Here is a 13425-nt window from a genome sequence, read left to right as displayed (position 1 = left end):
AACCGATTCCGGCTTGCTGGACACGTCTCAACGCTTCGGAGTTCGCTCTCAAATGCCGAGTTACGCCCTGGTCACAGGCGCTTCATCCGGGCTGGGACGGGAATTAGTCCGCCAGCTCGTTCTCAATCGAGGCATGACCGTGCTGGCGACCGCCCGCCGCCTCGACCGGCTGGAGAGCCTCGCCCAAGAACTGCCCCCCGGCCAAGTTGTGATTCTCGCGGGCGACCTCGCCGACCCCGCCTTCCGGGACCGGCTCTGGGAACGAGCCGAGCAGTTTCCGGGAGGAGTCGAGCTCCTCGTCAATAATGCCGGGTTGGGCCACTATCACGAGTTCGCCGACCAGGACCCGCAAATCATTCGCCAGATCATCGAGGTCAACCTGCTCGCCCTCATCGATCTGACTCAAAAAGGGGTCCGTTCCATGAAGGCGAAAGGATCGGGGCAAATCCTCGAGATCTCATCCGTCCTGGGCTCGATCGGACTTCCCTATTCGGCGGCTTACGTGGCCAGCAAGCATGCGGTCAACGGCCTGGTGAAAAGCCTGCGCTACGAATTGCGCGGGTCTGGCGTACGGGTCTGGGCGGCCTGCCCGGGTCAAACCGAGAGCGAATTCTTCCAGGTCGCCCTCGGTGAGGGCAAACCGCGCGGCCCGCTTCCCAAAGGGACGTCGACCGAGCAGGTGGTGCGGGCGATCGTCCGGGGAATCGACGGGCGAAAGGCGTTCCTGTTCCCGTCCGTGGCCGCCTGGTGGACGGTGACCCTGGCTCACTGGCTCCCCGGCCCGTTCGACGCGTTGATGGCACGCTGGTCGCCCCGCTTCTTCGGCGCCCAGATCGAGCGGGCTCGCTCAGGCACCGGTGAGATCAAATCATCGGCTCCTTGAGCGACCGCACGAAGTGGTTCCCCTTTCCCTTGGCCTTGAGTTGGAGGGCAAACGCCTCCGCATCGGCCTTGAGGGGATAGTCGAAGGTCTTGACGGTCCGTCCGCCAATATCGCAGACCGCCCAGACGACCCGCATTCGGGCTTGGAGTTCGGGCTTGGCGCGACGCTCTGTCGGCTCGGACCTTCTTTTCTTTTCCGAAGGGGTATTGAGGCCGAGGGCCTCGGCGGCCTCCGCATGGGCGCGGAGCTCGTGTCGGTTCAGCGGTCGTCCCATTGGAATCTCAAAGGCCTCGAGTCGCGATCGATCGTTAATAATTACGTATTTTGCCGGGGATGCCTGGCCTCCCGGGGCAAGCGGGATGCGGGCCCGAAGCTTTTACCATGAAAAGCCGGATTTGCCCCATCCCAAGTCTGAGTCGTTTGGCGAGACGCGAGCTCGGACGACAGCGGCCGATCGCGTTGTAACCGAACTGATTATTCGTGCCCCGAGACTCGTCGTCGAGTGCGACCGCTACGAATCGGATCGCGCGGTCAATGGGCCGGGGAGGCGATAGAGGATGGACGTCTCGGAGGGATCGAAGCCGAGCGATTGGTAGAGTTCGAGGGCCGGCGTATTGGTCGCTCGGGTCTGGAGAGCGACGCTCGAGATCATCTCGCCCCGGGAACGGCGAAGAATCTCGGCGACGAGATGCCGCCCATACCCCTTGCGGCGATGCTCCGGGTCGACTCCCATACCGATCAGGCCCAACCGGAGCCGATTATCGCGGCGACCGAACCAGCTCATGTCCCAGGTGGTTGCCCGCGCCAGTACGCGATCATCGGCCTTGGCGAGGAGTTGAAAGCAGGTCGGCCGATAATTGCCGATGGCGAGCGCCTCCCACCAGTTGCCGGGGAGAGAATCCTCAACGACTTCGACCCGAGCGACGCGACGGATCAGCGGCGATCTCGGTTCGCGCACTTCCGGTCGGTGGAGGTCGGCCTCCATCAAGACGGTCTCGCTCACGGGTTCGTAGCCGGCGCGGAGGATTGCCCTGAGAAAGCCGTGGTGAGTGGAAAGGATCCCCGCATACTCGCTGCCGCCGTAGATTCCCCAGTAGAACGGATTGAGCGGGAATTGCCCTCCCGCGTAGATCACTTTCGCCCCATGGCTGCGCAGATATCGCTCGGCGGCAAGGACCAAGTTGGTCTCGAGTTCCACGTCCTCCGGGCCGGACTCGACGACCAGCATCGCGATCGTCCCGATGTCAAAATTCAAACGGTTCGGAGGCCCGACGGGCTCGTCGGGCCCGAAGCCGGCGTGGGCAAAGCCAATGACCCGGTGATCCCGCTCGGCCACGATCAGCCCGTTCGCGTCGAAGTTCGACTTCGAGATGACGTGGGAATCGAATTCGTGACCAGTCAAAGGGCGAGCGGCTCCCTGCTCGGGGATTCCCCGATTCCAGAGCGCCGCCAGTGCGGGCGAGTCGCCGTTGCGGAACGAGCGAAAGTTCGTCACCGGGTTCAATTGCGGTAAAGGGCCGGATCGCGATGGGAGGATGTGAATCGTCCTCCGCGAAAGGATGAAGCACGATCAGGGAACGGAGACCATGACATCTTGGCCTTCGACTTTGACTTCGTAAACGGTCTGCTTCAGCCGAGCACCCAGGGGGGTCTTTCCCGTGCAGACATCGAACTGCCAGCCGTGCCAGGGGCAGGTGACGAGCGTGCCTTCCAGTGGACCATCGGCGAGCGGTCCCCCCTGGTGGGGGCAAATCCCGTCAATTGCGGTGATCTTGCCATCAACGTTAAATAGAGCGTAGATCCGTCCATCGTGCTCGACTTCCTTGGAACCTCCTGGAGGCAACTCGCTCAACTCCGCCATTTTGACGAGTTCAGGCATTCCCAACGGCTCCACAATCAGCCCAGCGAATCACAGCGGGACGGTTCGACCTAACGTCTCACAGTCATCTCGCCACCTTGGCGTTGCTCAATAGAGGCTAGTCTAGCATAGCCGTCAACCCCTTGGGAACGACACCGCGACACAAGACTTGCCGCCCGGATAAACTCCAAGCATGCGGCAAGCGCTCGCGACCGTTCCGGGAGGGGGCAGGGGGAGGACTCGAAGGCGAACCAGGCCGGGGCCGTTTCAGCTATTTTTAGCGAGACAACTTCGACTTTGATGCCGATAACTCGGCGTTGCTGGACCGGAACCCAGGAGAGTCGAGCGGCGATCTTCTGACGATTTTTTTAGGAGACCGATCTCTCGGCTGCAATCCTCCTTAGGGTGCCGGGTGCCCCCTCCCGACCAATCGTTCGATTGAGGGATCGAAACAGGCCCATTCGAGCGTGAATCCGAGGGGAGTCCAAAGCTTCTCGCCGCCCGTTTTTTTTGAAATTTCATTCTCGTGCCGGGTTCCTTGGTTTCCAAAACTATCGGAAAAAAAACCTGACGCTTTCCGCCGGAGATCCTTGACGATGCTTGATGCCTTGGTCGTTGCGCCGCACCCGGATGATGCCGAGATCGGCATGGGAGGAACGATCGTCCGTCTACTCGGTCAAGGCTGGAAGGTCGGGATCCTCGACCTGACCAGTGGAGAGCCGACGCCGCTGGGAAGCGTGGAGCGCCGGCAGCAGGAGACGGCCTCGGCGAACCTGGCGTTGAAAAGCCCCTGGCGGAGGAATCTCGGCCTCCCTAACCGCAGTCTCGAGCCGACCCTGGCCCATCGCCGTGCGCTGGCGGCGCTTTTTCGCGAGGTTCGGCCCCGGATCTTGTTCGCGCCCTATTGGGAAGACGCCCACCCCGACCACACCGCCGCAACCCAACTTGTCGAAGGGGCCCGGTTCTGGAGCAAGCTTTCGAAGTCCGATATCCCCGGAACTCCGTTCCACCCCTCGCGGATCTTTTACTACTTCAGCGTTCATTTGCGGATCGTCGAGCGACCGACCTTCATGGTCGACATCAGCGACCAACTCGAGGACAAGCTCGCGGCGTTACGTTGCTACCGCTCGCAACTGGTGGACAACCAGCCCGAGGGAGTCCCCGGCGTGATCGAATCGGTCCGCGATCGGTCACGCTTCTGGGGACACACCGTTGGGGTCGCGCATGCGGAACCGTTCGCAAGCCGGGAGCCGATTGGACTGGCCAGCTTGGAACACCTCCTGCTCTGACCTGATACCGTCCGACGACAAGAGAACGTTTCAGCTCGGTACAATCATTGTAGTAAATACAGTCGATCTTGGCCGCGTGGCGAGAGTTTGGGCAAGGCAGGCTCCTTCGCCGTGAGTGTCCCCAGACGCTCACGGCATGACGCCAACCACGTCCCGCAACCGCCAATCGGATTTTGAGGATCGCGATCATTCGCTTCAAGGCCGCCACCAGTGGCTTCGCAAGACGGGTGCACAGTTCGCTCCAACCTGCTTGCTCAACTCCTGGCTGAGTCGTTCGCGAAGCGTCTCGCTCACGGAATTCTCCTAACCAGGGATCCCCCCTCTCCTCAGCGCAAGGACCGAGGGCAATTCTCGGGCAAGCACCTAAACCGGTCCGAGTACGCGAACCCATCGCCCCTCAACCTTGAGCCGGCCGGCGGCATAGAGTGCGATCGCCTCGGGAAGCGCCTGGCACTCGGCTTCGAAAACGCGAGCCGCGAGGTTTTCCGGCGTATCGTCGTCCAGGACCAGGACGGTTTGCTGAAGGATGATCGGCCCCGTGTCGTAGGTCATGTCGGCGAAGTGAACGGTGCAGCCGGAGACCTTGACCCCCGCCTCGATTACGGCCTGGTGGACCGAGCTGCCGTGGAAGCCCTTGCCGCAGAAAGCAGGGATCAACGAGGGATGGATGTTGATGACCCGGCCGGTAAAGTCGGCCGGGATTTCCACCAGCGATAAGAAGCCGGCGAGAATGACCAGGTCGGCCTTCGACTGACGGATCGGGTCGAACACCGAAGCGCTGAACGTGGCGAGCGATTGGGTCTTCTTGCGCGTGGCCAGGGCAACCGGAATTTGCGCGGCCTCGGCGCGCGCAATCGCTCCGATCTTGGGTCGGCTCGCGATCACCTGGCTGATTGTCGCGTTGAGCTTGCCGGCCTGAATCAGGTCGATCAAGTTCTGAAGGGTCGTTCCACCCCCCGAAACGCAAACGGCCAGACGGATCGGGGGACTCGTGATCGGCGGGTTGCGAGGAGAGTCGACCATCACCAAGTGATCCAGGAACTTATCAAGACAAAAAGGAGTGACTCTGTCGAAATCCAAAGACTGCGCCAGGTTTTCGACAGAAACGGAGGCTCCGCCATTATGGGCCGAGGTCCGAGGAATGCAAAGACGTGCGGGAAAATCTCAGGCAGGCGAAGACGCTTTCGAGAGAACATGCGTGGTTTCGGCATGTCACCTGCTACACTCAAAAACGGATCTCGCCTCACAATACCTCGAGGAGACTTGATGATGAGCCAGGCGGAAACACCTTCAGCTTCAGGTTCCAGTGTCGTGGCGGTCTACCCTGATCATGCATCGGCGGAAAGGGCGGTGCGCCGGTTGCACCAGGGAGGGTTCGCGATGAGCGATCTCTCGATCGTGGGACGCGACTTCCAGGTGAGCGAGGAGCCAGTCGGCTTCGTCAACACGGGTGATTTCGCGGCGGCAGGTGCAGGGACAGGAGCCTGGGTCGGCGGCCTTTTCGGGCTCTTGGTGGGTGCAGCATTCTTGATCTTGCCGGGTCTGGGCCCGGTGATCGTGGCGGGACCACTGTCCGCGGCGCTGCTGGGCGGAGTGGAAGGAGCCCTCGCGGGGGCGGCGATCGGAGCACTGGGCGGAGCACTGGTCGGCTGGGGAGTTCCCAAGGACCAGGCACTCAAGTTCGAAACCCAGGTCAAGGCGGGCAAGTTCCTCGTCGTCGCCCGAGGCACAGCCGAGGCGATCGTAAAGGCCAAGGAACTCCTGGCGCCGGAAGCTCCCGAGCAAGTCGACGTCTTTGACGCCGCTTCGGCCTGAGATTCATCATGAGCGAAGGTTACAGGGTGGGGATTCACCCACCCACCCTGTAACCCTGAAACCACAATTATCGGAGCGGATTGAGCACGAGTCCGCTGAGCAGCTTGGGATAGAAATAAGTGCTCTTGGGGGGCATCTTTTCGAGGTTCGACGCAATCGACTCGACGTGCTCCATCCCTGCGGGTGGGACGAGGCAGGCCAGGTCGCATCCCCCCGCATTCAAGTCGGCCGTGACCTCCTCGAGCAGGTGGACGTAGCGGCAAGGCGCGGGCTCGGCCGGCTTCAAAAGGGCTTTCAGCACGAGCTCGTGGAGGATGCTCACCCCGAGTGATCGCCACTCGGCGCTGTGCTCCGGAGCGAGGGTATCCATGGTTGCGTCGGAACGGAGCTGAGCGATCAACCAGCGGCCGTCAGCCCGCGTCCCGAAAGCGAGCACATCCTGGTCGCCTCCCATGGCGATCTCTTCCCAGGCGGCGCGGCAACCGGCTTCGCCTTCGCCCGCAACCCGAACGTCAAACTCGGGGGCGAGCCGTTCGGCGAGCGCTTCGGCGGTAAGGCCGGGGAAGCCGGAGACGAGCCGGTGGGTCGGGAGGATCAGCAGGCCGGGGTCGCTCATGCCGACCAGCATCATCATGCAGAAGTTGGCCGGGTCGTTAGGGCCGGTCAGTTCGCCGGCAGCGGCGAGGTCGTCCCGGAACTTCACACCGGTCTCATAGCGATGATGACCGTCGGCGATGAAGATCGGCTTCGCAGCCATCAGGCCCTGGACCAAGGTGTGAACCTGCGGGTCGAGGACCGGCCAGAGCTGGTTCTGAACACCAAGGTGATCGGTCGCCTCGAGGGGCGTTCGGTCGCGAATTCCCGCTTCGGCGGCACGCAGGACTTCGGCTTCCGCGTCGGGATAGAGGCCGAAGATCGGGCTCAGGTTGTACTTGGTGGCGTTGAAGAGGGCGAGCCGGTCAGCCTTCGGGCCGGAGAGGGTCTGCTCGTGAGGGTAGATCTTCCCCTGGCCAAACGCTTCGAGGCGGACACGGGCCAGGAACCCCTTGCGCGTGTGCGTTTGCCCCTCGATCTCGAACGTCTGATGGTAGACGTAGAGTGCGGGGTGGTCGTCGTGCCGGAGGATTCCGTCCCGGTTCCACTCCCGGAGGAAGCGTGCCGCGCGGGTATAACGGTTCTGAGTGTCGTTGTCGCCAGGTTCTTCGCGGTTCAGCTCGAGCCGAACGATGTTTTGAGGGCTCGCCTGGTAGAGCCGCTCCTGCAAGGTCGCGTCGATCACGTCGTAGGGGGGGGCGACCACGTCGGACATCGCCCCGACTCGAGCGATGTCGTAGCGGACGCCCCGGAACGGTTGAATCTCGGGCATCGGGATGGTTCCCACCGGTGGGGATTGAGGCCCCGCCAGCGTTCAAGGAAAGTGGTCAATAACGGCTTAAGGAGTAAGAAGCACAAGTTCCTGGATCGGTTCGGGCCGGCCGTCCCGGAAAAGAAGGACGGCAGGCCCAGCAAGTTTTGATCGCTCTCGCGAGCGGCCAAGCGGGAAAGAGATCAGGTCCCTATTTCCCAGCTGTTGAGATACTTGCGCTGTTCTTCGGTCAAGGTGTCGATGGCGATGCCCATCGTCTGAAGTTTCAAGGCGGCGACCCACTGGTCAACCGCCTTGGGAACGTTGTAGACAGCGTTCTTGAGCTCGCCCTTCTGCTTGATCGACCACTCGGTCGCCAGCGCCTGGGTGGCGAAGCTCATGTCCATGACACTCGCCGGGTGCCCGTGGGCGGCGGCCAGGTTGATCAAGCGGCCTTCGCCGAGAACGTAGAGCTTACGGCCATCGCTGAGCACGTACTCGTCGACGAACTCGCGGACCTTCTTGTTGGTCGTGGTCGCTATCTTCTCCAGCGAGTCGAGCGCCAGTTCGACGTTGAAGTGGCCCGAGTTGCAGATCATGGCGCCATCCTTCATCAGCGCAAAGTGTTCTTCGCGGATGACATGGATGTTGCCGGTGACCGTGATGAAGAGGTCGCCGGTGGTCGCCGCCTTGCTGATATCCATGACCTCGAAACCGTCCATGGCGGCTTCAAGACCACGGACCGGGTTGACCTCGGTCACGATGACGTGAGCACCGAGCCCCTTGGCCCGCGACGCCACGCCCTTACCGCACCAGCCGTAGCCGCAAACGACGACCCGGCGGCCCGCCAGCAGCATGTCGGTCGCACGGATCACACCGTCGAGCGTGCTCTGACCGGTGCCGTAGCGATTGTCGAAGAAGTGCTTGGTCTCGGCGTCGTTGACGGCGATGACCGGCAGCTTCAAGACGCCGTCCTTCTCCATGGCACGGAGCCGGATGACACCGGTGGTCGTCTCTTCCATGCTGGCGACGACGTTCTCGACCAGGCCCGTTCGCTCGGCAGCGGAGAGGGTCTTCGCCCAGGCCTTCAGCTCGGGGTGGAGGTCGTCGAGCCGGTTGAGGGCGATGAAGATCATCGCGCTGACGAGGTCGGCACCATCGTCCATGGTCACGTTCGGGCTGTGCTTGAGCGCGGCCGCGATGTGACGGTAGTAGCTCGACTCGTCCTCACCCTTGATCGCGTAGACCGGGATGTTGAAGTCTTGCACCAGGCTCGCCGCGACGTCGTCCTGCGTCGAGAGCGGGTTCGAGGCGACCAAGACGAGGTCCGCACCACCGGCGACCAACGTCCGCGCCAGGTTGGCGGTCTCGGCCGTCACGTGCAAGCAGGCCGACATCTTCATGCCCGCCAGGGGCTTCTCGGCATCGAATCGCTCGCGAATCGCGCGAAGAACGGGCATGTCCCGCTCCGCCCAGTTGATTCGCTCAAGGCCGAGGGCCGCCAGAGCCAGATCCTTCACATCTCCAGAAACAGCAGCCGCCAAGGAAGTGTACCCTTCAGAAACCGAAACCAGGAAAAAGACCGGGTTCACAGATCAGTGAACCCAGTATTCGAGAACCAGAAAAACAAACATCCCCTCCGTCAATCCGAGATCTCAGAGGGGGCGATCTTTCGGTGCGCAATCTAAACGTTACAGCAGAGGACACTCAAGCGATTCAATGAAAATTTATCCACGCTTTCAGATCACCGAGCGGAGCAGCTTCAGGGTCTTCTGTCGCTCCCAGTCCATCCAATCGAACGGTCCTGGAGCGGGCCGATCCACGGCAAGGGGCCGCTCGATCAGGTGAGAGATCACCATCCCGTGCGCCCGGGCCTGGGTAGAGGCCGAGGGAGCCGCGTTGCGAACTAGGGCATCAAACCGAGCCCAGTCCTCACTCGACATCGCGACCCGCAACGCCTTACTCGTCCACTCACCCGGCAACGGGGGATAGAGTGGTCGCAGGCCCCGTTCTTGATCGGGCTGCCGTCGCCGTCCGCGCCGATCTTTCTCCATGTCGACCTCCCGGAAACCGTCTCGCCACGAGACCGTTCATTTCACTTCGCCAGGGATGATAAGACACACGTACGTGTGTGTCAAGAGAGCCCCATTCTCGACTTGGCCGCTTCGGGCTTTCTGCTCCGCGCCCCCCCCCACCTGGGTCGGGTGACTTCGCCCGCCGATGCGAGCGGCTGATCCTTGGGCCACCCCATGTCTGGGATGGCAAGGGAACCGTCATCGGGCTCCGCTACGAAACCAAGAAGACCGGGATCCGAAGACGGCCCCAGTCAACTCGGTTCACTCGATCTCTCTGTTCTGATTCACCCGGAAGACACCGCTTCAGGGTGCCGTGGAGACGGCCGATCGGGCCGCTTGAATGAAGGCGACTACACGGTCCGGGTCTTTCTGGCCCGGGGCCGACTCGACCCCGGAGGCCACGTCAACCATCCAGGGGCGAACCCGGGCGACGCGCTCGGCGACATTCTCAGGGGTCAGGCCGCCGGCCAGGATGAGGCGGGGCAGGGGGGGGAGTAATGGGAAGAGGTGATCGGCGATCGCCTGGCCCGTCCCCCCGTCACAGCCGGGGACGTACGCATCGACGAGGACTTCGTCAGGGCCGCGCCCCAAATCTTCGGCCCTGCGCAGGTAGGCGACCATCGCCGCGACCGCGTCCGCACTTCCGATCCGGAAGGCGCGCACGAGTCGAAGATGGCCGAGTCTCCCAAGGTCTTCGGGAGGCTCTTGCCCGTGGAGTTGGACAATCCCGAGCCCGATTCGATCGGCCAGGGCCGCCACCTCGTCGGGAGGGCGGTCGACGAACAGGCCGACCGCCTCGGTCGTGCGTGGAAGGGCGGCCACAATCTCGGCCGCCAGCGCGGGATCGACACGACGGGGTGACCCAGGGTGGAAGTTAAGTCCGACCCAGTCAGCGCCCGCCGTGGCAGAAGCCAAGGCTTGGGCCACGCTCGTCAGCCCGCAGACCTTGATGCGAAGGGTGGGATGAGGCACGCGCTCAGGAAACCCCAAGCTTCTCGAGCGAAGCCTTGAACTTCGACTCGGTATTGACCCCCACCAACCGATCCACTTCCTTACCGCCCTGGAAGATCAAGACGGTCGGAATCGCCGAGATCCGCAGACCGCCGGGGGTCTCCTGGTTCTCGTCGGTGTTCATCTTGCCGATCTTGACCTTACCTTCAAACTCTCCCGCGAGCTTTTCGATCGTCGGCGCGAGCATTCGGCAGGGACCGCACCAGGGAGCCCAGAAGTCGACAATCACAGGGATTTCCGAGTCCAAAACGTCCGACTTCCAGTTCGCGTCGGTGAAATCCAGCACATTCGCGGCCATTGGTATCGCCTCGTTCCTCGATCGAACGTCAAGAGCGGTGGTCGACGGACTTGACAGGGCTGTTGGCAGCGTTGATGGGTCCGTCGCTCGTCGGTAGACATTATAAGAATGCTTGAACGCGAGTCAACCAGCCGGATCGACCGCGACGGGCCGCGCGCCCGGCCCTTTATCGAGCCGAGCGGCGGGTGTTGGCGATGTCTTCCTCGGCCAGGTAGAGGACCCGTCCGCACGTCTTGCAGAAGCTGAGCGAGTTGTTGTTGATCAGCTCGTTCATCATCTGCGCCGTGATCGAGACGAAACAGCCCGAGCAGGCGTGATTCTCGATGAACGCCATGGCATCGGCACCATGCTGCTTGACGGTCCGGCGGTAGCGTTCACGGAGGTCTTCGGGGATGATCGCCTCGGCGCCGACGATCGCGGCCACGAGTTCCTCGAGTCGCGTCTTCTGGTCCGCAGCCTGCGACTCAATCTCGGTCTGGAACTCGGCAACCTGTCCTTCGAACTTCTTGAACTCGAGTTCTTCGGTCACCAGCGCGGCCGCCTGGTCGTCGATCCGCATCATGTCTTCGAGCATCTCGCCTTCGAGCTTCTCGATCGCGGCCTTGTCGTTGGCGATCTGATTCTGGATCGCCTTGTACTCTTCGTTCTTCTTGACCAGGTTGAGCTTAACCTTGAGGTCATCGATCTTCGATTGGTGCGCCTGGAGCGAGTGCTCGCGTTTCTTGAGCTGGACCTTGGAATCTTGAACGGCCTTGCGGGAGGCCTCAAGCGCGGTCTTGCGAATCACGAGCGCCGCCTGGCGCGCGACGAGCGTCTTGGGACCCGAGGTCATCCGGTCGCGGAGCGCCTTGGCTCGCTGGTGGAGCTGGTGGAGTTCGCGGAGATTATCGGCGGTGGCAGCCATCGTTTCGTCTCCATCGGGTCGGTTCGGGCGCCCGGTCAAATCAGCGATCAGAGAACCAGCCATTCAAAGTCCAGAGGCTTTGAGAACAAGAGTTGACCTCCCGACGAGCGAGGCGAGCGTTCCCAACGGTATCCCTAAATGAGGGTATTCGATCGATGGGTGCCGGTCAGGTCGCTCGGACCGTCGCGGTGGTGTTCGACTCGGCTCGCGAGGCCAACAAAAAACCGCCGGTCGCCTGAAGGCGACCGGCGGTCATGAAGTCCGGTGTCAACCGGTACTCTCGAGGAAACCCTCGAGCTGCCGGCTGCGAACAGGATGTTGCAGCTTGCGGACGGCCTTGGCTTCGATTTGCCGGACCCGTTCGCGGGTGACTTTGAAGATCCGGCCCACCTCTTCCAAGGTATAGGTGTAGCCGTCTCCCAGGCCGTAGCGAAGCTTGATGATCTCGCGTTCTCGATAGGTCAGGGTTTTGAGGACCTGATCGATCTTCTCTTTGAGCATTTCCTGGGTGGCCGCGTTGATCGGGCTTTCGGCCGCCTCGTCTTCGATGAAGTCGCCGAAGTAGCTGTCTTCGCTCTCCCCAACCGGCCGGTCGAGCGAGATCGGATGGCGTGAGATCTTCATCACCCGCCGCGTCTCTTCGATCGAGATATTGGCGGCCTTGGCGGTCTCTTCGATCGTGGGTTCGCGCCCCTTCTCCTGAAGCAGTTTCTTCGAGACGTTGCGGAGCTTCGACATCGTCTCGATCATGTGGACCGGGATCCGGATCGTCCGGGCCTGGTCAGCGATGGCGCGGGTGATCGCCTGCCGAATCCACCAAGTGGCATATGTGCTGAACTTGTAGCCTCGGCGATATTCGTACTTGTCGACGGCCCGCATCAGGCCGGTGTTCCCCTCTTGGATCAGGTCGAGGAAGGAGAGACCGCGGTTGCGATACTTCTTGGCGATCGAGACGACCAGCCGAAGGTTACCACCGGAGAGCTCGCGTTTGGCCTGCTCGTACTCTTTGAACCGTGAGTTCATCGCCTCGACCCGATTGCGCAAGCTTTTCGGGGTTTCGAGGGTGATCCGCATCAGGTCCTTGAGTTCCTTCTGCAGGTTGGACCGGTCTTCCTTGCCCCCGCGGCCGGCGCGGTAGTCCTGGAGCTGGACCACCAACTCGCCCATCCGCGCGGCGACCTGCTCGAGCCGCTTCATGAGCGGCTGGACCTTCTGCGTCCGGATCGAGAGTTCCTCAACCAGGTTGACGGCCTTGCGGCGGCGGCTCTTGAGGCCGACCATCAACGCCCGACGCGCCGACTTGTCGCGTTCCCGGATGAAGGAACGGAAGTCGCGGTTGTTGCATTCCATCAGGTGCGCGAGCGTCACCAGGTTATGCGGCATCCGGCCGAGAATCTGGTCTTTCTCGAGATTCTCGGTCACCGACACCTTGACCGTGCGATCGAACGGGAGGTCCCCTTCGTTGACCTTCTTGAGGACGTCAACGACCAGGGCGAGCGCGAAGTGGCACTCGAGGACCTTGCGGCGGAATCGCTTGCGGGTGATCTCGATCTTCTTGGCGAGGTTGATTTCCTGGTCGCGGGTCAGGAGCGGGATCTCACCCATCTGGGTGAGGTACATCCGGACCGGATCGTCAATGCGCCGCGAGATCTCGTCGAGGTCTTCCGGCGTCAATTCTCCGTCATCATCGTCGACCGGCTCATCAACCAGTTCATCAGGTTCGTCGTCAGAGTCGCCCGAGGCCTGGAGGCGCGATTCCGCCTCATCCTCGTTAATCAACTCAATGCCCATCTCGTCGAGCGATTCAAGCAAGCCGTGGATCTTATCCGGGCTACTGGCCTCGTCCGGCAAGTAGTCGTTCACCTGATCGAACGTCAGGAATCCTCGGCGTTTGCCCAAATCGAGGAGCGTCTTGAGGCCCTCGTCCAGCTTTTCCATCCAATAACC

General features: G+C 62.1%; 14 protein-coding genes. 3 read left to right on the top strand and 11 right to left on the bottom strand.

Features of this window, described 5'->3' with window-relative positions; all coding sequences use genetic code 11:
* Nucleotides 1–52 precede the first annotated feature (52 nt).
* Nucleotides 53–883: an SDR family NAD(P)-dependent oxidoreductase gene (locus tag SINAC_RS07725; protein ID WP_015245126.1), complete on the top strand. Its 831-nt coding sequence runs from the start codon at nucleotides 53–55 to the stop codon at nucleotides 881–883.
* Here the strand turns inward: SINAC_RS07725 and SINAC_RS07720 are convergent.
* The 3 genes from SINAC_RS07720 to SINAC_RS07710 form a co-directional block, all read right to left on the bottom strand.
* On the bottom strand, nucleotides 864–1157 hold the full coding sequence (locus SINAC_RS07720) for a hypothetical protein (protein ID WP_015245125.1): 294 nt from the start codon (nucleotides 1155–1157) through the stop codon (nucleotides 864–866). The genes SINAC_RS07725 and SINAC_RS07720 overlap by 20 nt on opposite strands.
* Before the next feature lie 237 nt (nucleotides 1158–1394).
* A complete protein-coding gene (locus SINAC_RS07715) occupies nucleotides 1395–2378 on the bottom strand; it encodes a GNAT family N-acetyltransferase (RefSeq protein WP_015245124.1) in 984 nt (327 codons plus the stop codon).
* A gap of 75 nt (nucleotides 2379–2453) precedes the next feature.
* Nucleotides 2454–2762 carry a Rieske (2Fe-2S) protein gene (locus tag SINAC_RS07710; RefSeq protein ID WP_015245123.1) on the bottom strand — a complete coding sequence of 103 codons (309 nt, stop codon included), beginning with the start codon at nucleotides 2760–2762 and terminating at the stop codon, nucleotides 2454–2456.
* Nucleotides 2763–3337: 575 nt separating this feature from the next.
* On the opposite strand from SINAC_RS07710, the gene bshB1 reads away from it, so the two are divergent.
* Nucleotides 3338–4030 (top strand): bacillithiol biosynthesis deacetylase BshB1, encoded by a 693-nt coding sequence (gene bshB1, locus SINAC_RS07705; protein ID WP_015245122.1) that lies wholly within the window; start codon nucleotides 3338–3340, stop codon nucleotides 4028–4030.
* A gap of 363 nt (nucleotides 4031–4393) precedes the next feature.
* On the opposite strand, the gene purN is transcribed toward bshB1, so the two are convergent.
* Nucleotides 4394–5053 (bottom strand): phosphoribosylglycinamide formyltransferase, encoded by a 660-nt coding sequence (purN, locus tag SINAC_RS07700; RefSeq protein WP_015245121.1) that lies wholly within the window; start codon nucleotides 5051–5053, stop codon nucleotides 4394–4396.
* A 243-nt stretch (nucleotides 5054–5296) separates the two neighbouring features.
* Between purN and SINAC_RS41655 the strand changes: the two genes are divergently transcribed.
* The gene (locus SINAC_RS41655) at nucleotides 5297–5845 is read left to right on the top strand and encodes a general stress protein (RefSeq protein ID WP_015245120.1); all 549 of its coding nucleotides are present in this window, start codon (nucleotides 5297–5299) and stop codon (nucleotides 5843–5845) included.
* Nucleotides 5846–5912: 67 nt separating this feature from the next.
* Here the strand turns inward: SINAC_RS41655 and SINAC_RS07690 are convergent, their stop codons facing one another.
* From SINAC_RS07690 to rpoD, 7 genes are all read right to left on the bottom strand, one after another.
* Nucleotides 5913–7211 (bottom strand): DUF1015 domain-containing protein, encoded by a 1299-nt coding sequence (locus SINAC_RS07690; RefSeq protein WP_015245119.1) that lies wholly within the window; start codon nucleotides 7209–7211, stop codon nucleotides 5913–5915.
* A gap of 182 nt (nucleotides 7212–7393) precedes the next feature.
* Nucleotides 7394–8734 carry an adenosylhomocysteinase gene (ahcY, locus tag SINAC_RS07685; protein ID WP_015245118.1) on the bottom strand — a complete coding sequence of 447 codons (1341 nt, stop codon included), beginning with the start codon at nucleotides 8732–8734 and terminating at the stop codon, nucleotides 7394–7396.
* 195 nt (nucleotides 8735–8929) lie between these two features.
* The gene (locus SINAC_RS07680) at nucleotides 8930–9244 is read right to left on the bottom strand and encodes a hypothetical protein (RefSeq protein WP_015245117.1); all 315 of its coding nucleotides are present in this window, start codon (nucleotides 9242–9244) and stop codon (nucleotides 8930–8932) included.
* A 324-nt stretch (nucleotides 9245–9568) separates the two neighbouring features.
* Nucleotides 9569–10237 carry a phosphoribosylanthranilate isomerase gene (locus tag SINAC_RS07675; RefSeq protein ID WP_015245116.1) on the bottom strand — a complete coding sequence of 223 codons (669 nt, stop codon included), beginning with the start codon at nucleotides 10235–10237 and terminating at the stop codon, nucleotides 9569–9571.
* A gap of 4 nt (nucleotides 10238–10241) precedes the next feature.
* Nucleotides 10242–10574, bottom strand: a complete 333-nt coding sequence (gene trxA, locus SINAC_RS07670; RefSeq protein ID WP_015245115.1) for a thioredoxin — start codon at nucleotides 10572–10574, stop codon at nucleotides 10242–10244.
* 166 nt (nucleotides 10575–10740) lie between these two features.
* The gene (locus SINAC_RS07665) at nucleotides 10741–11478 is read right to left on the bottom strand and encodes a zinc ribbon domain-containing protein (protein WP_015245114.1); all 738 of its coding nucleotides are present in this window, start codon (nucleotides 11476–11478) and stop codon (nucleotides 10741–10743) included.
* A gap of 267 nt (nucleotides 11479–11745) precedes the next feature.
* Complete coding sequence (gene rpoD, locus SINAC_RS07660) at nucleotides 11746–13416, bottom strand: RNA polymerase sigma factor RpoD (protein WP_015245113.1); 1671 nt, start codon at nucleotides 13414–13416, stop codon at nucleotides 11746–11748.
* Nucleotides 13417–13425 lie beyond the last annotated feature (9 nt).

It is taken from the genome of Singulisphaera acidiphila DSM 18658, from assembly GCF_000242455.2.
Classification (GTDB): Bacteria; Planctomycetota; Planctomycetia; order Isosphaerales; family Isosphaeraceae; genus Singulisphaera; species Singulisphaera acidiphila.
The sequence above is the reverse complement of the archived record's forward strand: the minus strand, read 5'-3'. Positions and strand labels throughout refer to the sequence as shown.

Excerpts from the sequence above, each read along its gene's own strand:
- SINAC_RS07725 (WP_015245126.1), top strand. The coding sequence starts at position 53 with ATGCCGAGTTACGCCCTGGTCACAGGCGCTTCATCCGGGCTGGGACGG.
- SINAC_RS07720 (WP_015245125.1), bottom strand. The coding sequence starts at position 1,157 with ATGGGACGACCGCTGAACCGACACGAGCTCCGCGCCCATGCGGAGGCC.
- SINAC_RS07710 (WP_015245123.1), bottom strand. The coding sequence starts at position 2,762 with ATGCCTGAACTCGTCAAAATGGCGGAGTTGAGCGAGTTGCCTCCAGGA.
- bshB1 (WP_015245122.1), top strand. The coding sequence starts at position 3,338 with ATGCTTGATGCCTTGGTCGTTGCGCCGCACCCGGATGATGCCGAGATC.
- purN (WP_015245121.1), bottom strand. The coding sequence starts at position 5,053 with ATGGTCGACTCTCCTCGCAACCCGCCGATCACGAGTCCCCCGATCCGT.
- SINAC_RS41655 (WP_015245120.1), top strand. The coding sequence starts at position 5,297 with ATGATGAGCCAGGCGGAAACACCTTCAGCTTCAGGTTCCAGTGTCGTG.
- SINAC_RS07690 (WP_015245119.1), bottom strand. The coding sequence starts at position 7,211 with ATGCCCGAGATTCAACCGTTCCGGGGCGTCCGCTACGACATCGCTCGA.
- SINAC_RS07680 (WP_015245117.1), bottom strand. The coding sequence starts at position 9,244 with ATGGAGAAAGATCGGCGCGGACGGCGACGGCAGCCCGATCAAGAACGG.
- trxA (WP_015245115.1), bottom strand. The coding sequence starts at position 10,574 with ATGGCCGCGAATGTGCTGGATTTCACCGACGCGAACTGGAAGTCGGAC.
- SINAC_RS07665 (WP_015245114.1), bottom strand. The coding sequence starts at position 11,478 with ATGGCTGCCACCGCCGATAATCTCCGCGAACTCCACCAGCTCCACCAG.
- rpoD (WP_015245113.1), bottom strand. The coding sequence starts at position 13,416 with ATGGAAAAGCTGGACGAGGGCCTCAAGACGCTCCTCGATTTGGGCAAA.